Raw genomic sequence first — 20,427 nt, forward strand, 5'->3', positions numbered from 1 at the left:
CGTCAGTGAGGAGGCCGAACGAATGCGACCGGAGCCGTCCATGTCGGCCTTCCGAGAAAGACGGACCAACGGTGGTTGCTAGCCTTGCAGTACCTCGTCCGATGACCGCGGGAGTTCTTGTGAGTGATGGGCCTGCTCAGGACCTGATGGGCACGGTGTGTCGGATCGACTCACTGTTGGACCGCATGGGATTGAACCGCGACGACGTGTTGCGGGTAGAGGGGGAGGGCGGACTCTCGTACGCCTCCGGGGTGGCGGTGGCGGACGTGCGGAAGCTGCTGCGTGGTGAGCGCCCCGCTGAGCCTGGACCGGAGGTGGACGTGGTCGAGGCACGCCACCGGCGTGTGGTCGAGCGGATCCTTTTCCTGCGCTCGACGCGGCTACGTGCGGCCGCGGACGGCAGCAGGCGGGCCCACTCCCTGGCGGAGATCGCGGCCGGCGCGGGAACGAGCGCGCAGTGGCTCGACAAGATGATCAAGACCGGACGTGCTCCGAACCTCGACCACGCCGCCGGGATCGCGGGTTTCTTCGGAGAGAAGATCGAGTTTCTGGTCGCTGAGCCGGCCGAGGCGCTGGACCGCGCCCTGCAGCAGATCCACAAGGACCTGTTGGAGCGGACCGTGGAGCGCCAAGACGAGGACCTGCGACGCCTGCAAACCGCGGGGCCCGCGAGCGAGGTGGATCCCGCACTCGGCGTCGTCGCGTACGCCGCCCGGGCCCTGGCCGACGTACCGGACGACACCGCCCAACCCCTGATCGCCCTGATCGAATCCGTCGCACGGCGCTCCCGGGAAGAGCGCGCCCGAGAGGCCCGCGCCGCTCTTGAGACAGCGTTGGTGCACAATGACGTCGACTGATCGCGACGGCGGACGCCACGACTCACCAGCGGTAACGCACAAGTAACGATGCATGGGGGCTGTGCATCCGGGACGAGGGACGGGTGGCACGGAGTGCGGTTCTCGCGCGAGATGAAGCGGTATCGCGACGCGCTGCTCAGGGGTCTGCCGGAACCGGTTCCCGAGCAGCCCATGGAGCTACTGAAGGCGATCTGCGCGGGTGCCGCACGAAGCAGCGGGCGCGAAGTGCGTCTGATGCTGGAGGAGTTCCCGCCCGGCACGGTGACAGGCCTGTGGCTGGACATGGGCGACTACGACCTGATCGTCCTCGAGGCGAACACCTCCCCCTTGCACCAGGCCGTGATCCTTGGGCATGAGCTATGGCACCTCAAGGAGGGGCACTGCGGTCATGGAAGCGCGTCCGCTGCGATGGCCGCGGCCCGCATGCTGGGCGACCGCTGGAGCCTTGCCGACGCAGTCACCTACGTCGCCGCCCGTACGGAGCCAGACCTCGAAGAGGAGCGGCGTGCGGAGAAGTTCGGCCGGATGCTGGCCGACCGGGTCAGGCCTTTCCTGGAGCGCAGGCCTGGCACGACACCCTTCGGCGGAGTGGCCGACCGCATCTGGGCTTCGCTCAGAGGATGACAGGCGAGAAGTCGTGAATCTCTACGTCCCGGCGGCCGCGCTCGGCATCGTGCTGGTCGTCAAACTTCCCTCGTTGGTGAGGCGCCGGCACAGCCCCGTGGTCCGCAGCGTCAACGCCGTGATCTTCCTGCAGGCCGCGGCGTTCTTCTTCTCGGCGCCCCCGACAATCTCGTTCGTCAACGAGATGACCGGCGTCAGCAACTTCTCGGCGGTGCTGGTCTACTGCATCCTCTCCGCCTACGCGTGCGCCTGCCGGGTCCTCATGGAGAACTGGCGTGAGGACGTGGAAGTCCTTCATCGCACTCGCCGCCGGGTCAGGCGTTGGATCTGGGGCCATGGAGCCGTGACTATCCTGCTCATCGGCTGTTTCGTCTGGGGCGAGGCGCCGGTCGAGCGACAGCGTGACTTCGAGACGTATTACGCCAACACACCCTTTATGCGCGAGATGGTGCTGCTCTGCCTGTTTGCCGTCACCGCCGCTGCCGCAGCGGCGGCGGCCGCGTGCTGGAAATGGGCGCGCGACATCCGCAGGGAGTGCCCCGAGCGGAGGACACCGGCCGGGCGCTTGCTGCGTATCGGGCTCACCGTCCTGGCCGTCGGTTTCCTTACCAACGTCACCTACGGTACGGCCAAGCTGGCCGCGGTCGTTGCCGCCTGGAGCGAGCGGGACTGGGAACCGCTCAACCGGGCGGCCATGTCCTTCGCCTGCCTCGGCACCCTGCTCGTCGCGGTCGGCTTCCTGATCCCCATCGTCGGACCCTGGCTCGCCGCACAGGTGCTCGGGCCTCTGCGGACTCTGCGCGCCCTGGGCCCTCTGCGGCGGACGATAAGTCGGGGCGGCCATCATCGTGGCGGGATGCGGTTCCCCACTCCCTGGACCGCCGGCCCCGGCCGGCGCCTTACGGACCGGATGACCGACATACACGACCGGATGCTGGAGCTCGGGGCGCACTGCTCGGACGACGTGCGTGCGCACGCCTACGCCGAGGCCCGCCGGGGCGGCGGGACGGAGGCCGAGAGCGTCGCCATTGGGCTGGCTGCCATGTTCACGGCTGCGGCCGACGCCCGTGCCCGCGGCCTGCCGGCGGACAGAGCGGACGGCGTGATGGCGGTTCGGGCGCTGCGTGCGGCCGAGGCCGAGTACCGGGATCTCCTGGTCGGCATCTCCCGGGCCCTCGGCTCGGTCGCCGTTCTGTCGCCTTCGACCACGGACTGAGGCGGCAGCCCGTCGGCCAGACCGCCCCTCACCGTGAGGTGAGGCCGAATTAGGTGATCGACGGGAATTACCACTCGACGCTGAAAATCCGACTGGACTGGGGCGGCGCGGCACGCGATCTCCTCCCGGCAGATCCGGCACGGGGCCGAGTCCAAGTAACGAGGTACACAACCGCATCCACGCCGCAGGGCGGCGATGTAGATGAGGACGGCCTTGCACAGGTACCGCAAGGACACGAGAGGCGGCACCACCGCTCGATCGATGGTGCCGCCTTGTTGCCGTCGGACGGATTCGGTCCGTTGCGCCAGCGTCTGCCCGATCTTCGGATTGATCCCGAAGACCCGGCATGTTTCCTTGTTGTTCAGCCATTTCCGCATGAGCAGGGGCCGCCCGCTCCGCAGAGAGCTCCTGGCCCGTGCCCAGGGAGCGGCGGCGATGGATCAGGTGGTGCGGGTGTTACGGAGCGACCGGCAGGTCCGGGGTCAGGAGCGTCGGGATGCTCCAGCGCTGGGCGGTAGTGCCGTTACACCCCCAGATCATGAACTTCGTACCCCAGTCCCGCTTCGCCTGCGGCAGGTCGAAGCAGGCCTCCGACTGCGGGTTGAAGATGCTGCCGTCGGCGCGGGGCAGCCACTGCTGGCCGCCCTCGCCCAGGCACTGCCAGAAGATCAGGTCGGTGCCGTGCGCGGTCTGGTTGCCCCGGACAGCGACGCACTGACCCTTCTGGGTCAGGGTGCCGTTGGCGTTGACACTGAACTTCTGCGGGTCGGAGCCGTTGCAGCCCCACAGCTGCGGCTGGTTGCCGTTGCCGTTGGCGCCCTGCGGTGTGTCCACACAGAAGTCGGGCGACGCGGCGTACCGGATCGGCAGGTCCGTGGTCGTGGCCGGCGGTACGTAGTTCTGGAAGACGGACAGTCCGGCGATGGCGCCGTTGAGGTAGTTACTGGGCTTGCTGACGTACTTGTACCGGCCCAGGACCAGGGAACCGCTGGGAGCGGGGCTCGTGGCGGCCCGGTGGTAGCCGCTGGAGGCCAGGGTGCCGTTCACGTAGAGGCTCATGGCCCCCGTCGTGGCGTTGTAGGTGGCCGTCAGGTGGGTCCAGATGCCTTTCTTGAACGTGTTGGCCGGGGTGACAGTGGAGTTGTAGTCGTACGGCCAGCCGTCGTCGTCACCGCGCGCGATGGCGAAGCGCCAGTGGCCGGCGTCGGCCCAGAGCATGAACGCGCTGGCGTGAGCAGCGTCCTGGCTGACGATCACGCCGTCGGCGGCACTCATACGAGCCCAGGTGGAGATGGTGAAGGACTGCCGGGTGTCGACCGCCTTGGCCGGCCCGGTGATGACCGACCTCGCCACGTCATCAAAGACCGCGACCTTGCGTGAACGGCCGTCCACGGTCTCGGTGGCGTAGGTGATCGCCGTGGCGGTGGCGTCGTTCGACACGCCGCTGCCGTTCTTGGCCGGGATGGCCTTGGTGTCGCCTTCCAGACGCCACTGGGCGGTCGGGGCCTGGGCGTCGCCACGGACGTGGTAACCGCTGTAGCCGTTGACCGCGCCGCCGGCGGCGGTGCCGGCCCAGGCGTGCAGGGTGCCGTCGGTGCCGACCGCCCAGAAGTCCGGGATGTCGTCGCCGGTCACGTCTCCCTCGGAACCCACACGCGGGTAGTCCGTGCCCTTGATCCCGTATCCGATGCGGGTGGCCGGCTGCGCCGCCACGCCTGCGACCACGACGTACCCGTCAACCGCGCGGGTGGCGGTGGTCAGCTTGTACTGGAAGATGTCACCGTTGGTGCGGTTGCGCACCCACAGCGCCGGGGCGATGTCCGTGGTGGCACCGATGTTCAGGGCGTTGCCGGGGACCATCAGGTCCTTGTCGTCCCAGCTGCCGCTCGCGTCGACCAGGGTGGGTGCGGCGAGAGTCTGGTTGGACTTGACCGGATAGAACCACAGGTTGCCGGACTCCACGGACAGCAGGCCGGTGGCGTCGGTGACCTGGCGGCTGGGGGTACGCGTGGTGCGGGCCGGGCCGGTCGGGGTGATCTGGCTGGAGTACTCCCAGGTCGGCACGTTGTGGTAGCCGGTGCAGGCAGTGGTGTGAGTGGGGGAGCACTCCGGCTTCGCGACCGTGGTCTTCGTGCCCAGCGTGAAACGGCCCGGGTCGGAGAGGGTGTTGTCGTAGGCGAAGAGCTGCGCTCCGCCCAACGCGCCGGGGGTGGCCGGCTCCTGGTGGACGAACAGGTCGTCCACGTTGCGGCCGGGGTCGAGCGAGCCGCGGTGAACGGCGCGGTAGTCCTTCCACGTCCGGCCGGAGGAGGTCTCGGGAGCCTGTAGCGCGGTGGCCGCGGTGCCGCTGGGGATCATGCTGCGGCTGGTGCCGTCGGAGGCACGGCCGTTCGTGATCAGGTTGCCCGCGGTGTCCGGGACGAGGATGTCGGAGCGGGCGTCACCGGTGGTGTCACCGAAGGCGACCGCACCGTCCTTCCACGGCACGTAGAAGGCGTACGACTGGGTCTGCGAGGCGTTGCCGGCCTCGTCCAGGACCCGCGCGTAGACGATGTTGGTACCCCAGTGCGTGGGCTTGACGCTGAGGGAGCTCACGCTGAGCGGGCTGCCGCACTGCTGCTGGGCACCGACGAGCTGCGCGTCGAAGCCCCACTGGACACAAGCCAGTCCGGAGCTGCGCAAACCAGCGCCCGGGCTCGGGTCGGACGCGACGATGGGCAGGGAACCCGTGTCACCCAGGCGCAGGTTGGTGATCTGGCCGTTGCCGGCCGGCGGGAACTGGGTGGCGGGGTTGGTGAACTGACCGAACTCCAGGACCGGCGGGGTCAGGTCGACCGCGAAGTGGCAGGAGGTGGTGGCGGGGCCGCGCAGCAGGCCATCGTCGCCCTGGACCGCCCAGCCGTAGTTGTGACCGTCCTTCACCGCGTCGGACGGGGTGCTGTACGTGGCGTCGGTGCCGGTGCTGACGAATCCGGACCAGCCCTGGTTCACGGTCACGCCCGTGTTGTGCTCCCACATGTTCACGTACTCGGTGAGCTGGCTCTGGTTGGGGCTGCTGACCTTCGAGGTGATCGTGACCGTGGGGGTGGTGATCCACCCGAACTGGTCAGCGGAGATGTCACCGCAGGCCTGGGTATCGCCCGAGACCACGCGGCGTGGAGCGGGAACGGTGCGCTGGTTCTCCGGAACGCGCGGCGGGAAGTCGTACTCGGCGCTGAGGACGGCGGTGTACGCGAACCGCTTGAAGGCGATCTTGTCGCCGGTGCCCTCCTGGCCGGTCAGGGCGAAAGCCAGCGGGGTACCGGTGTCACGGATGCCGTCCCGCATGGCGTTGGTGATGTTGAAGTCCACGGGGATATTGCCGTAGCAGTCCCCGCTGTTGCCGTTGCCGCCGACGGACTGGTTCTGGATCCACTCGCGGATCTGGTGGTTGCTCCACTTGATCGTGGAGTTGAACGCGCCGGCCCGGTAGAGGTGCACCGGGTACTTGTTCGTGCACGACCAGTCCGCCGAAATGTACTGCTCCAGGCGGAGGTTGGCGTAGTTGATGGTTGCGCCCGCGTACCCGTTCAGATCGAACTCGTACAGCGCGCGCTCGATACCCTTGCTGGTCTCCCAGCCCTGGTAGCCCACGCCCGGACGGTCCCGGTCACTGGAACCGGTGCGGTCGTAGTTGCCCGCGTCGTACGCCTGCTGGACCCACGCGTGGTGCTGCTTGCCCCGGCTGTCCACGGACCACGAGGGGTCGACGTAGATGGGGTACTTGGTGTCGGCGCCATCGAGCAGTTCGGCGCTGGGGGCCAGGGCGATCTCACCCGTGGCACGCTTGGCGGACCCGGTCACCTTCGCGCCCGTCACCGGAATCCGGGCCACGGAAGCAGCGGCCCCTGGTCCATCGGCACTGCTGCGGCCCTCCGCGGCCTCGAAGTCGGCGTAACGAGACCCGCGCGCACCGGGCGTGCGGGCCTCGCCGGCCGACCACATCAGCGGAGCAGGGGCCCGGAACACCGTGTCCTTGCCTGCGGCGGCGGTGAGGCTGCCGTCCTTGTCCTTGGCCAGCGTCAGACCGCTGGTCTCCGTCGGGAACACCAGGTCGCGCACGGCCGGGTCGGCCGCCGCTGCCGGCGTGCGCAGCACGACCACCGTGGTGTAGCCGCCGTACTTGGTGGCGCTCACCTGGAGGTCGGTGTCGGGGGCCACGTTCTCGAACAGCGCGTCGTTGCCCCGCAGTACGGGCTTGGGCAGCGCGCCCGGGAACGGCGAAGACACCGACAGCTTCTTTCCATCCGCGGTCGTCATCGTCGCCAGCGGACCCATGCCGCCGCCGGAGATGACCAGGCCCGAACTCGCCGCCTTCGGCGTCACGGCGCCGTCCGCACGGACGGTCAGCGTGTCGTCCAGTGTCTGCCAGCGGCCCTCGGCGCCCTTGGTGCGCTGGGGCAGGACGTGGCTCTCGGAGCGTAGCTTGCCCTTCGGGGTGGCGACCGTGGTCGTGTACTCCGTCGTCAGCTCCGGGACCGGCACGTCCTTGCCGGTCTTCGCCGCCAGCTCCCATGCCTGCTCGACCCCCGTGCGAGCGGGCATTCCTGCCGGTGCGGTGGGCTTGGTCGGCTGGATCGGCTTGACCGTGGCGCCGGGCGCCACAGGGGCCGTCGATGCTCCCGGCGTGGCCCGCGCGTCGGGCAGAGGCACCGGTGCGGCCTCAGCGATGTACGGCGCCGCCAGTAGCAGAACCGTCGAGACCCCCACCGCCAGACTGGCGGTGACCGGCGTCCGCAAGCCGGTTCTTCGTGCATTGGACATGCGAGTGCCCGCTCCCCTAGACGTGTCGAGTCCCTGATCAGACAGGTCAGGGTCGGGGCACTGTGGCAGGCGAGCACACAGCGGATCAACAGGCGGAGGAACTAATACCGCCCTTCCTGTGCGGGCTTGTGCCCAATTGGCCGCCGCGTGACCTTTCCCACCTGTCCATAAACTGTCGTTGATAGTGACTCAACGATCGTTTGCTGCTAACTTCCCCCGTTCAGACCGGCATTCATCGGGATCCGGGACCTCCCTCTGCTTCCTTCCGCGGGCCCAGCTCCCCACTCTCCATACCTTTTTGAAAGAAGGTCCCGGCCCGCACGGCCGGGACCTTCGCTCTCTGCTGTTCAACGATGGAGGACATCCTCATGTCAGTCCACGGCGTGCGCCGAAGAACGTGCACGTTCCGCTCACGGGTGGCCGGTCCGGTCATCGTGGCGCTCGCGGCCTCACTGCTCGGCGCACCGTCGGTGCAAGCGGCGCAGGTCGGAACCGAGGCTGCCGAAGCGGACTTCTCGAAGATCTGGAAGCCGCCGCACCGCCCGCTCCCCGGCACCAAGCCGGTGAAGGCGACCGATGCCGGCAAGACCCAGACGGTCAAGCCCCGTTACCCGGTGCCCACGCCTTCCGCGGCGCAGCCCAGGATCCCGTTCGCCGCTCCGGTCGCCGGCAGCGCCGACCTGACGGGCGCCGTCGGCACGGCTCCGGTCCAGGCCGGCCGCCTGCCGGTGTGGGTGTCCCCGAAGGGCGTCACCGCCAAGGCAGGGGCAGCATCGCGGGGCTTCGACGGCAAGGTCACGGTGGTACGCACGGACGACCGTTCCGCCCGCGCCGTCGGGGTCAACGGGGTCCTGCTCAACCTCGCCGCACAGGCGTCCGGCGACTCCCCCACGGCTTCCCGCGTCCAGGTCGGCCTGGACCTCGCCGGCCTGCAGGCCGCCACCGGAGGCGAGTTCGCCTCTCGCGGCCGCCTGGTGACGCTGCCCGCGTGCGCGCTGACGACACCGAAGGTGCCGTCCTGCCAGGTGCGCACCCCGCTGACCACGCGCTACGACAAGACGACCGGGCGCCTGATCGCCGACGTGGCGCTTCCGACGGCGGCTGCCCCGGCTCCTGCCCCCGCCGCGGGCACGGCCCCGTCGAAGTCAAGCCGCCTCCTGGTCGCCTCCGCCGGCGCCCCGATGCTGCTGGCCGCCGAGACGGAATCCTCCGGCCCTGGCGGAACGTACGAGGCCACCCCGCTCAACTCCTCGCAGAGTTGGGCCTCGGGCAGCAGCTCCGGCGCACTCACGTACAACCATCCCATCCAGCTTCCTCCGGCGCTGGGTGGCCCCGTCCCCGAGGTCTCGCTGGGCTACAACTCCTCCTCGGTGGACGGCAAGACCTCCGTCACGAACGCCCAAGCCTCCTGGATCGGCGACGGCTGGGAATTCAACCCGGGCTTCATCGAGCGCGTCTACAAGCCGTGCGACAAGGCGGGCATCCCCGACTCGGGCGACGCCTGTTGGGCGGGGTTCAACGCATCGTTGTCGCTGGGCTCGCGCTCCGGCGCCCTGGTACGTGACGACAAGGCCGGTTCGGCGACGGCCACCACAGACGCCGCTACGGGGGTGTGGCGTCTGAAGGACGACGACGGTACGAAGATCGAGTTCGGCTCCGGTGCCGCCAACGGCGTCCGGGACGGCTCGTACGCGAAGGTCACCGACTCCTCGGGCACCACGTACTACTTCGGCGTCAACCACCTGCCCGGTGGTGACAAGACCGACCGGGCCACGAACGCCGTGTCCTCGGTGCCGGTGTACACGCCCAAGAGCGGCCAGCCGTGTTACGACGCCGCCAAGGGTGCCGGGTCCTGGTGCCAGATGTGGCAGCGCCTCTACCTCGACCACGTGGTCGACGCGCACGGGAACCTCACCACGTACTCGTGGGCTCCGGAGACCAACTGGTACAAGCGTGGCGCCGGCCAGAACAACGGCACCGGCACGATGACCCAGTACACCCGGGCCACCACCCTGGCAAGCATCGCCTACGGGCAGAAGCTCTCCGACCAGGTCGCGGCCAAGGGCACGCTCCAGCCCGCCGCCAAGGTCAACTTCACCGTCGTCGAGCGCTGCGTCGCGGCCGGCACGGCCTGCGAGCCCGCCAACCGGACCGTCGCCAACAAGGCCAACTGGCCCGACGTTCCCGTGGACAACGAGTGCAAGAGCACCGGCACGTGCGTCTATTACGCCGCCACGTACTTCTCCACCAAGCGCCTGACGGAGATCACCACCCAGATACGCCTCGGAAACGTGTGGAAGGACGTGGACCACTATCGGCTGGCCCACTCCTTCCCCGACCCGAAGGACGCGGGCAGCCAGCGCGCCCTGTGGCTGGACTCCATCCAGCGCACCGGAAGGGCCGGCACGCCGAACCTGGACCTTCCGGCGGTATCGTTCACGCCCGTCATGCTGCCGAACCGGGTGGACGGCACGAATCTGGTTCCCGCGCCACCGATCATGAACCGTGCGCGGATCCAGCAGATCCGCAACGAGACCGGCGGCGTCCTGAACGTCGACTACAACCTCGCCGACTGTTCGCGGATCAACAACGTGATGCCGGCCGCCGAGGACGACAACAAGCGGGCCTGCTACCCCGTGCGCTGGTCCCCGCCTGGTTCGGTCGCCGACTCCGACCCGGTGCTCGACTGGTTCCACCGCTACACGGTCAAGTCCCTGACCGAGAACGACATCGCCACCGACACCCCGCAGAAGATCACCGCGTATACGTACAGCTCCCCCGCCTGGCACCGTGACGACAGCGAGCTGACCGAGACCAAGGCGCGCACCTGGGGTGACTTCAGAGGCTTCGCGAAGGTGACGACCACGGTCGGTTCGGGCAACGACGGCCCCAAGTCGCAGACCGTCACCACCTACCGCCAGGGCATGGACGGTGACATCCGCAAGGACGGCACCGCCCGCTCCGCGCACCTGACGGACGCACTGGGCCGGGACGTCACGGACGTGGACTGGCTCAACGGCCAGGTGCTGCAGACCGAGGCCTTCGACCAGGCGGGCGGCGCCGCCGTCACCCAGACCGTGCACGCTTCCAGCGACGAGGTCGTCACCGCCACCCGCACGCGCACCGGCCTGCCCGCCCTGGTCGCCCGATACACCGGAACCAAGCTCACCGCCACGACCCGGGTGAAGCTGGCCGACGGTAGCTGGCGGACGAGCACCAGCAGTCAGGTCACCGACCCCGCGCGGAACAACCGGACGGTGACCTCTCTGGAGCAGGCGGACGGTGTCCCGGACGAGTGCACCCGCACCACCTACGCGACCGGACCGGACGCCCAGCGCACCGGTCTGGTGTCCGAAGTGCTGAAGGTCTCGGGCGCCGACGCCTGTACCGCGGACGCCACCGCCACGAATACGGTCTCCCGGGCCCGTACGTTCTACGACGGGCTCCCGTTCGGCCAGGCGGGCGCCACGGCCGACGCGACCAAGAGCGAGATCCTGGACCGGTACACCGCCGACGGCACCCCGGTCTTCGTCACCGCTTCCACCAGCACGTACGACGGCTACGGCCGCACCACCTCCACGACCGACCCGAACAGCAAGGACGCGCAGCACCCGAACGGCGCCACCACCAGCACCCTCTACACCGCGGCCGCCGCCGGCGAACTGCCCGGCACGGTGACCGTCTCCACGCCTGTCCCCGGCCAGCCTGCGGGCACCTGGGACACGGTCACCACCTACGACACCCGTCGGGGACTGGCCCTGAAGGTGACCGACCCCAACCAGAAGACGACGACCAGCACCTACGACGCGCTGGGCCGGCTCACCGCGGTGTGGGCGCCGGGGCGCACCTCGGAGGCCAACCCGAGCGCGAACGTGGTGTTCGGCTACCGGGTCTCCAACCAGGCGGGCGCACCCTCCACGATCACGACCGGCAAGCTGACCGTGGACGGCACCACGCCGGTCCGAACCACATCGATCCAGCTGATGGACGGCTTCGGTCACGTCCGCCAGCAGCAGTCCAACCCGGCGAACCCGACCTACACCGGTCGCCTGGTGACGGACACCCGCTTCGACTCGCACCACCGGACGATGACGACCAACGCGGCCTGGTACAACGACGCTTCGGGGCCGAAGGACGTCCTCGTCACCGCCGTGGACAGCTCCATCCCCTCGCAGACGCGTACCAGCTACGACGGCCTCGACAGGGCGACCGTCGTCTCGACGTGGTCGCTGGGCACGGAGCAGCACCGTACGACGACCGGCTATCCGGGTGCTGACCGCACCGATGTCCTGCCGCCGAAGGGCAGCGCGCCGACATCGGTGTTCACGAACGCCCTGGGCCACACCACCGAGTTGTGGCAATACTCCACGCCCGCTCCCACCGGGCAGGCCTCGGACGCGGCCGTCACCCGCCTCACCTCGACCCTCGACGGCCAGCCCCTGACCCGCAAGGACGCGGTCGGCAACGTCTGGTCGTACACCTATGACCAGCGGGGCCGCCAGGTCAGCGCAAGTGACCCGGACACGGGCACGACCACGCAGACGTACGACGGTGCTTCGCGTCTCTCCACCATCACCAACGCCAAGAACCAGACGCTCGTCTACACGTACGACCTTCTCGGGCGGAAGACCGGCGTGTACGACGGCACCGTGAGCGCCGCCAAGCAGTTGGCCGGCTGGACGTTCGACACGGCCGCCGGCGGAAACGGCAAGCCCGCCACCTCCACGCGCTACGTCGGCGGCACCGCCGGCAAGGCATACACAAGCGCCGTGACCGGCTACGACGACGGGGCCCGGATCACGGGCACGACGATAACCATGCCCGGTACGGACGCAGGGCTGACCTCCGGCACCTTCACGTACAGCGTCAGCACCACCTATGACCCACTCACCGGCAACCCCAAGGGCACGGTCCTGCCGGCGCTCGCCGGTCTGCCGCTGGACGACATCTCCTACTCGTACAACGACTACGGCCAGATGTACAAGTACGCCGGTGCCACAACCTACGACACGCAGACCGAGTACGACGCCTTCGGTCGCGTGATCCGGTCCACCGTCAACCCGTGGGCCTCCCAGGTCGTCTCCACCACGGTGTACGACCAGGCCACCGGGCGGCTCCGGGACCAGTTCATCGACAAGCAGACCTCCACGACGGGCGCGGTGCAGCAGACCGGCTACACCTACGACCAGACCGGCCGAATCACCTCGCTCACCAACATCGCGGACAACACCCCCGCGCAGACCGACCGTCAGTGCTTCGCCTACGACCACCTCGGCCGGCTGACGACGGCGTGGACGGACACCGGCGGCATCAAGAGGCCCGATCCGCTCACGCACCAGACCGCCGACCAGGGCACGTGCACGAACACCACGCCGACCAGCGGCGCCGTCGCCCCGGCGAAGACCACCGTCGGCGGACCGGCTCCCTACTGGCAGGAGTACGCCTACGACCTGACGGGCAACCGCACCAAGATGGTGCGCCACGACCCGGCGGGAGACACGACCAAGGACGCCACGACCACCCAGACGTTCGGTCTCGCCGGGCAGCAGAACGCCCCGACCTCCGCTCCCGCCACCGGCGGCGGCACGGGTGGTCCGCACGGGCTCCTGCTCTCCACGACGAAGACGGGTACGAGCACCAACAACGACAAGTTCCAGTACGACGAGAACGGCGCCACCACCTCCTACCGGGCCGGCAGGGCCGGCACGAGCAGCCTGACGTGGAACAGTGAGGGCAAGCTGGCCTCGCTGACCCTGGCCGCCCAGATCAAGGGCATCGGCGGCAAGTGCCTCGATGCGGAGGGCGGTTCGACCGGGGTCGGCAGCCCGCTGCAGATCTACACGTGCAACACAGGCGCGGGACAGAGGTACTCCACCGCGAACAGCACGCTCTCCAGCGGCAACCGGTGCGTCGAGTCCATGGGCACCGCGGCCGGATCGCCGATCACGTTCCAGGACTGCGACGGCGGCGCCGACCAGACCTGGATCGCCCGCGCCGACAGCGCTCTCCACAACCCCGCCTCCGGCCGCTGCCTCACAGTGCCGGGTGACGTCAACACCGACAGCACGAACCTGGTGCTGGGTGACTGCGGCGCCACGGTGCCCGCCGGGCAGAAGTGGACCATCCCCAACAGCACCACGACGTACCTGTACGACGCGGACGGCAAGCTGCTGATCCGCCGCAACCCCGCGACGGCCACGTTGACGCTCGGCAATGACGAGCTGACGGTGAACACGGCCACCCAGGCCCGCACCGGCACCCGCTACTACCCCATCCCCGGCGGCATGACCATCGTGCGCACCGGTGCGGGAACCGCGGCCGGGGCGTTCGCCGTCCAGATCGCCGACCACCACGGCACGAACAACCTGAGCATCGACCTGTCGACGTTGGCACCCACCCGCAGCCGTACCGACGCCTTCGGCAACGTCCGGGGCACCGCGCCCACGGCCTGGACCGGGAACAAGGGATTCGTCGGCGGCCAGAAGGACGACACGACCGGGCTCACCAGCCTCGGCGTCCGCCTGTACCAGCCGACGACGGGCCGCTTCATCAGCCCCGACCCGCTGTTGTCACCGATGGACCCGCAGCAGTGGAACGGCTACGCCTACGCGAACAACGACCCGGTCGGCAACACCGACCCCGACGGCCGCATGTGCCTGCACGGCTCGCCGGGCGGAGGTCGCGACGGCATCTGCGCCGGTGTCGAGGGCGACACCGACGGAGTGGTCGGCGACTACTCCGACAACTGCAACCGCGACTCCTGCCGCGCGGCGGCGGACGCCATGACGCAGCAGGCGCGGAAGAAGGGCACGTACAACAGGACGCCGAAGGGCCGCGAAAGCAACCCCAAGCCGGTCAGCAACTACAAATTCTCGTACTCCTACTCGTACAAGAACTACCTGGGACAGGCATCGATCCTGGGTTCGCCGGAGTCCGTCATGGCGGCGTTCAAGGCAAACCCCGGGGAGGTCTTCCCGTTCCCGGTGAAGGGTTGCGACGAATTCGTCGGCGGGGATGTCTGCACCCTGTACCCCGGGGCCAGTGCCCACGGCATCAGCCCAACCCTACTCGGAGGCCCTGGTGTGGTCCTGGTGACGACCGCGGACACCAGCTTCACCTTCGAGGTGATCGAAGAGGGATACTTCGACGACCGCGGTTCGACTATCACCTTCACGGTCGAGCAGAAGGGTGAGGACCTGTACCTGAGGCAGGACGCCATGACGACCGGAGCCAAGGCCATCCCGCGCCTGGGAGTGGCAATGGGGATGGCCAGGGAGGAATGGAGGGACCAGACGTTCAACCTCCAGAGGCTGATCATCGGCGATGATCTCATCGACCGCTTCGACCCGAGGATCATGCCCCGTGACCCCGCTCTGGAGCTTATGAATCCCCACTTCGCGAAGTACATGGACAAGGCGAGGAAGCACTGAGCCGGACAGAACGGATTCAAACCTGAACGGGGGAAGCCCCCGGCCGCATCTGAGGCCGGGGGCTTCCCCCGCCCGGCTACTGGGCGCCGCCCTGTCCACCACCCACCCCGACTCCCTCAGCCGCAGCCCCCGCGTCATCCACCTCACGGCCCCGATACACCAGTGAGGGGCAGCCAAACGAGACCGCCGCCGCGGTCGCCGTCGGTTATGTCACCGAGGCGATCGACAAGCCACCGCTCCTGGACCCCGAACGCCTCCAAAACGTGCTGAACAGTGCAACTCGGGCACCCCTCCATCGCCCTTCAAAATGGCCCGCGAACCAGCGCGATAAGCCTCGCATGGTGGCCCCGCGCACACCCGACCCCAGAACTATGGTGTCCCGCCACATACGCCCCTGACCTGCGCGTTCCTACGGTATGGCGACACGCAAACGTCCCCGTCACACGCCAGGAAGTGGTGCCGATGTCCACCCCCGCGACCGCTCCGCCAGCCCCCTCCAGCCTCAAGCGCATCGTCGCCGCCAGCCTCATCGGCACCACCATCGAGTGGTACGACTTTTTCCTCTACGGCTCCGCCGCCGCGCTCGTCTTCAACAAGCTGTTCTTTCCCGAGTCCGACCCTCTGGTCGGGACGCTGCTGTCCTTCCTGACCTACGCGGTCGGGTTCGCCGCCCGGCCGCTGGGCGCGCTCGTCTTCGGGCATTACGGTGACCGACTCGGGCGCAAGAAGCTGCTGGTCCTGAGCCTTCTGTTGATGGGTGGCGCGACCTTCGCGATCGGGTTGCTGCCCACCCACGCGACCGTCGGGTCCGCCGCTCCCCTGCTGCTCACCGCGTTGCGCCTGGTGCAGGGCTTCGCGCTCGGCGGGGAGTGGGGCGGGGCCGTGCTGCTCGTCTCCGAGCACGGGGATGCCAAGCGGCGCGGGTTCTGGGCCTCTTGGCCGCAGACGGGCGCGCCCGCCGGGCAGCTGCTCGCGACCGGTGTGCTCTCCGCGCTGACCGCGCTCCTCTCCGACTCCGCGTTCCTGTCATGGGGTTGGCGCATACCGTTCCTGCTCTCCGGTGTGCTGGTGATCGTGGGTCTGTGGATCCGGCTCTCGGTCGACGAGTCGCCCGTCTTCAAGGCCGCGCTGGCCGCCGCCGAGGAGCGCAAGGCCGCCGCCGGGCAGGTCGAGAAGATGCCGCTGATCGCCGTGCTCAAGCACCATTGGCGCGATGTGCTGATCGCGATGGGTGCCCGCATGGCGGAGAACATCTCCTACTACGTGATCACCGCGTTCATCCTCGTCTACGCGACGACCCAGGTCGGGTTGTCCAAGCAGACCGCGCTGAACGCCGTCCTCATCGCCTCCGCCGTCCACTTCGCCGTCATCCCGGCCTGGGGCGCGCTGTCGGACCGGATCGGCCGCCGCCCCGTCTACCTGATCGGCGCGGTCGGCGTCGGCGCGTGGATGTTCCCGTTCTTCATGCTGATCGACTCGGGCACCTTCGGTTCCCTGCTGCTCGCCGTGACCGTCGGCCTCATCCTTCACGGCGCGATGTACGCACCGCAGGCCGCGTTCTTCTCCGAGATGTTCGCGACCCGGATGCGCTACTCGGGTGCCTCCATCGGCGCGCAGTTCTCCTCGGTCGCCGCCGGCGCCCCCGCCCCGCTGATCGCGACCGCGCTGCTCGCCGACTACGGTTCCTCGACGCCGATCTCCCTGTACGTGATCGCCGCCGCGCTCCTCACGATCGTCGCCATCGCCTGCGCCCGCGAGACCCGCAACCGCGACCTGTCCGAGGTCGCCGAGGACGCCCCGCACGACGCGGCCCCGGTCCGCGCCGACGCCTGACCGCGCCGTTCACGGGGACCGAGTGGCCCCCTCAGCCGAACCGGCTGAGGGGGCCACTCGCTGATGTCGGTGGCTGGCTGCCCGACTTGAGGTGCTGCAGGACGCCCATGCCGACGGTGAAGCTCGCGGCGAGGCTGGTTCCGCCCGCGCCGAGAATGGCGAGCGGTCCGCCGTTCAGCGGGTGACGGCGGACGACATCGCGTGCAGGCGCAGGGCCAGCTGGATCTCGAGAGCCCGGGCGGGTGACTGCCAGTCCGGGCCCAGGAGGCGGCCGATCCGGTCGATGCGCTGGGCGACGGTATTCACATGGACGTGCAGATCGTCCTTCGTACGGGCGGGGCTCATCCCGCTCGCGAAATAGGCGTCCATCGTGCGGACGAGATCCGTGCCGCGTCGCTGGTCGTACGCGACGACCTGGCCGATCGTGCGGTCGACGAAGCCCTCGATGTCCCGCGTGTCGGCGAGCAGGAGGCCCAGGAAGCCCAGGTCCTCAGCGGCGGCGCCCTCGCCCGAGCGGTGCAACAGGCGCAGCGCGTCCATGCAGCGCCGGGCCTCCTCGTAGGCGGTGGCGACCCGACCGGGCGTGGCGAGGGGCGAGTCGACGAGGGCGGAGGCTCCCACGGTGACGGGCTCGCGCAACGCGCCGCCGAGGTGCTTGGCCGTCTGCCGGGCCAGTTCGGCCGCGTTCTCCCCCGGGCCCAGCGGCAGCAGGAGCACCGTTCCGCCGTCGCGCGCCGAGGCCAGTCCGTGCCGGGTGGCGGCGAGGTGCGAGGCGGCCGACCACAGTCGCTGGCGGTCCGCGCTCTCCCGTACCCCGCTGTCGGACTCCGCACCGGACCCGGCACGGTCGATGCGTGCGGCGAGCACGACGTGGGGCGCGTCGACATCGGTCCGCAGACGGGCGGCCCGCTCGCGGAGCAGCCGGCGGTCGCGGTCGGGGGCGTCGAGGAGGTCGTCCAGCAGTTCGCCCCGTACTCGCTGTTCGGCCTCGCCCGCCGAGCGGCGGGCGAGCAGCAGCAGGGAGGTCACGAGGGCGGCGCGCTCCAGGGTGCGCTGGTCGACGGGGTCGAGATCGGGCTGGCCGTGCAGGACGAGGGCTCCGAAGGTCTCGCCGCCTGCCGAGACCGCCGCCACCCAGCGGTCGCCCTCCCGCAGGGCGTGCCCGTCCGCGAGCCGGCCCGCGTCCCGAACGGGGTCGCGGACGGGGTCACGCGCGGCGTCGATGAACTCGACTCTTCCGCCGAGGACTTCGGAGACGGCCGCGGCGACGTCGTGGACCCCGCCGCCGTGCAGCACGAGTTCGGTGAGCCGGTCATGGACCTCCGAGGCCCGTTCGATGACGCCGCTGTGCTCGCGGATGATCTCGTTGGCCCGCTCCAGCTCGGCCAGCGCGGAGCGGGTCTCGGCGAGCAGGTTGGCGGTGTCGATGGCGACGGCGGCGTGCGCGGCGAAGGAACCGAGCAGGGCGACCTGCTCCCGCTCGAAGACCCGGGCGCGCCGGTCGGCGGCGAAGAGCACGCCGATCACCTGGCTGCCCAGGGTCAGCGGCACGCCGAGGATGGCGACGAGGCCCTCGTCGCCGACGGCGGAGTCGATGGTGCGGGTGTGCTGGAAGCGGGCGTCGTCGAAGTAGTTGTCGGTGACGTACGGGCGGGCGGTCTGGGCGACGAGTCCGCCGAGGCCCTCCCCCATGCCGAGTCGGAGCTGCTGGAAGCGTGCCGAGACCGAGCCCTCGGTGACCCGCATGTACGTGTCTCCGGCGGCGGGGTCGTTGAGGCTGAGATAGGCGACCTCGGTGCCGAGCAGGGAGCGGGCACGCTGGACGATGGCGCGGAGCACGGCGTCGAGGTCGCGCAGTCCCGCGAGGTCGTGGGCGGTCTCGAAGAGGGCGGAGAGCTCGGCCTCGCGGCGCCGCCTGCCCTCCAGCTCGGCCCGCACCCGCAGGGCGAGCTGCTTGGCCTGTTCGAGCTCGGCCAGCTCCTCGGGGCCCGCGCCGCTCGCACGGGCGAGCAGCACGGGCCGGTCGAAGCCTTCCGTGGCGGCTCCTCGTGCGAGGAGCTCCAGGTAGGAGACCTGTTCTTGGGACATGGACACAGGGATACCTGCCGTAGGGGTGATCGCACCAGCCCTGTGGAAAACCGCCGTCGGTGCGCGGACCGGCCACTGTTCGTGCGCGGACCGGCCTCTCTCAGTGCGCGATCCGCCCGCGGTCAGTGCGCGGTCCAGCCGCCGTCGAGGGCGAGGGAGGTTCCGGTGATGAAGGACGCCTGCGGCGTGCAGAGGTAGAGCACGGCCTCGGCGACCTCCTCCGGCTCGATGAGCCGCTTGAGCGCCGAGTCCTTCAGGAGGACCTCGGTCAGGACGCGGTCGGCCGGGATGGAGTGCGCCGCCGCCTGGTCGGCGATCTGGCGCTCGACCAGAGGCGTGCGGACATAGCCGGGGTTGACGCAGTTCGAGGTGACCCCGTGCGGGGCTCCTTCGAGCGCGGCGGTCTTGGAGAGTCCTTCGAGACCATGTTTGGCGGCCACATAGGCGGACTTGAACGGGGATGCGCGCAGACCGTGCACGGAGGAGAGGTTCACGATCCGGCCCCAGCCCTGCGCGTACATGTGCGGCAGGGCACCCCTGATCAGCCGGAAGGGTGCCTCCAGCATCACGGTGAGGACGGTGTGGAAGACCTCCGGCGGGAACTCCTCGATGGGCCGGACCAGTTGGAGCCCGGCGTTGTTCACGAGGATGTCGGTGCCGACGGCCGCCGCCTCGGCGGCGTCGAGATCGGTGAGGTCCAGGAGCTGCGGCTCGACCGCGCCGGCGAGACCACCGGCCTCCTCGGTGAGCGCCTCAAGACCCTCGGCCGCCCGGTCCACAGCTCTGACGCGGGCCCCCGCGGCGGCGAGGCGGAGCGCGCAGGCCCGGCCGATGCCGCCTGCCGCGCCGGTGACGAGTGCCGTGCGGCCCGCGAGGTCGAGCTGGACGGAACCGGGCGACGGAGTGGCGGCCGGGGCAGGGCCCTGTGCGGAGGGGGCCAGGACCTGTGCCGAGGGGCACGAGACCTGTGCCGGTGCGGGACGTGCGGGGGTGGGGGCGCTCATGCTCCGCACCTTATGAAGCGCCTCAGCACCGACCGATGTGCGCCGAGCCCATACTTCAGCTCTGGGGCATGGGGTCGAACCATGTGGGTTCGTCGGCGAGCGCCTGCTCGATCCGGAAGTGCGCGTACCTCTTCATCTCCGGCAGGTCGTCCACCTCGAACCAGCCGACGTCCGTCGATTCCTCGTCGTTCACGCGGGCCTCACCGCCGATGGCGCGGCAGCAGAAGGTGACGTCCATGAACTGGCACTGGTCGCCGTTCGGATAGACGATCGGCTTGCGCAGGGTCTGGACGAGCACGACCCGCTCGGCCTCGCAGCGCACGGCGGTCTCCTCGTACACCTCGCGGACGGCGCAGGCGGCGGGCTGCTCACCCGGCTCGACGATGCCGCCGATGATCGACCACAGCCCGTTGTCGGCCCGGCGACCCAGCAGCACGCGGCCCTGGTCGTCGAAGACGACGGCGCTGACGCCCGGAAGGAAGAGCAACTGGTGGCCGGCGCTGGCACGCAGGTCGCGGATGAAATCAGGAGTACCCATGCCTCGACCCTAGCGTTGATCGATCAAAAACCCT

The 20,427-nt window shown here is 69.5% G+C and carries 9 protein-coding genes; 5 read left to right on the forward strand and 4 right to left on the reverse strand.

Translation table 11 applies throughout. From position 1 onward, the window contains the following. Nucleotides 1-119 precede the first annotated feature (119 nt). From ACFYV5_RS11205 to ACFYV5_RS11215, 3 genes are all read left to right on the forward strand, one after another. Nucleotides 120-857 carry a hypothetical protein gene (locus tag ACFYV5_RS11205; RefSeq protein ID WP_389167077.1) on the forward strand — a complete coding sequence of 246 codons (738 nt, stop codon included), beginning with the start codon at nt 120-122 and terminating at the stop codon, nt 855-857. Nucleotides 858-950: 93 nt separating this feature from the next. Beyond that, nucleotides 951-1,481, forward strand: coding sequence for a toxin-antitoxin system, toxin component (locus ACFYV5_RS11210; protein ID WP_360790968.1), 531 nt, complete (start codon nt 951-953; stop codon nt 1,479-1,481). Nucleotides 1,482-1,494: 13 nt separating this feature from the next. After that, entirely contained in the window at nt 1,495-2,697 is a 1,203-nt protein-coding gene (locus tag ACFYV5_RS11215; protein ID WP_389167079.1) for a DUF6545 domain-containing protein, read from the forward strand. 456 nt (nt 2,698-3,153) lie between these two features. Here the strand turns inward: ACFYV5_RS11215 and ACFYV5_RS11220 are convergent, their stop codons facing one another. Further along, complete coding sequence (locus ACFYV5_RS11220) at nt 3,154-7,500, reverse strand: ricin-type beta-trefoil lectin domain protein (protein ID WP_389167082.1); 4,347 nt, start codon at nt 7,498-7,500, stop codon at nt 3,154-3,156. A gap of 368 nt (nt 7,501-7,868) precedes the next feature. On the opposite strand from ACFYV5_RS11220, the gene ACFYV5_RS11225 reads away from it, so the two are divergent. Together ACFYV5_RS11225 and ACFYV5_RS11230 are read left to right on the forward strand one after the other, a co-directional pair. Further along, a complete protein-coding gene (locus tag ACFYV5_RS11225; protein ID WP_389167085.1) occupies nt 7,869-14,930 on the forward strand; it encodes a ricin-type beta-trefoil lectin domain protein in 7,062 nt (2,353 codons plus the stop codon). A gap of 462 nt (nt 14,931-15,392) precedes the next feature. Then, the gene (locus tag ACFYV5_RS11230; protein WP_389167087.1) at nt 15,393-16,763 is read left to right on the forward strand and encodes an MFS transporter; all 1,371 of its coding nucleotides are present in this window, start codon (nt 15,393-15,395) and stop codon (nt 16,761-16,763) included. Between the two features lie 174 nt (nt 16,764-16,937). On the opposite strand, the gene ACFYV5_RS11235 is transcribed toward ACFYV5_RS11230, so the two are convergent. The 3 genes from ACFYV5_RS11235 to ACFYV5_RS11245 all read right to left on the reverse strand — a co-directional run bounded on the left by ACFYV5_RS11235 (nt 16,938) and on the right by ACFYV5_RS11245 (nt 20,393). Beyond that, on the reverse strand, nt 16,938-18,851 hold the full coding sequence (locus ACFYV5_RS11235; protein ID WP_389167090.1) for a helix-turn-helix domain-containing protein: 1,914 nt from the start codon (nt 18,849-18,851) through the stop codon (nt 16,938-16,940). A gap of 122 nt (nt 18,852-18,973) precedes the next feature. Continuing rightward, nucleotides 18,974-19,855 carry a 3-hydroxybutyrate dehydrogenase gene (locus tag ACFYV5_RS11240; RefSeq protein ID WP_389167093.1) on the reverse strand — a complete coding sequence of 294 codons (882 nt, stop codon included), beginning with the start codon at nt 19,853-19,855 and terminating at the stop codon, nt 18,974-18,976. A gap of 55 nt (nt 19,856-19,910) precedes the next feature. Continuing rightward, the gene (locus ACFYV5_RS11245; protein WP_389167095.1) at nt 19,911-20,393 is read right to left on the reverse strand and encodes an NUDIX domain-containing protein; all 483 of its coding nucleotides are present in this window, start codon (nt 20,391-20,393) and stop codon (nt 19,911-19,913) included. Between the last annotated feature and the right edge of the window lie 34 nt (nt 20,394-20,427).

The sequence above is a fragment of the Streptomyces sp. NPDC003035 genome (assembly GCF_042888285.1).
Taxonomy (GTDB): domain Bacteria; phylum Actinomycetota; class Actinomycetes; order Streptomycetales; family Streptomycetaceae; genus Streptomyces.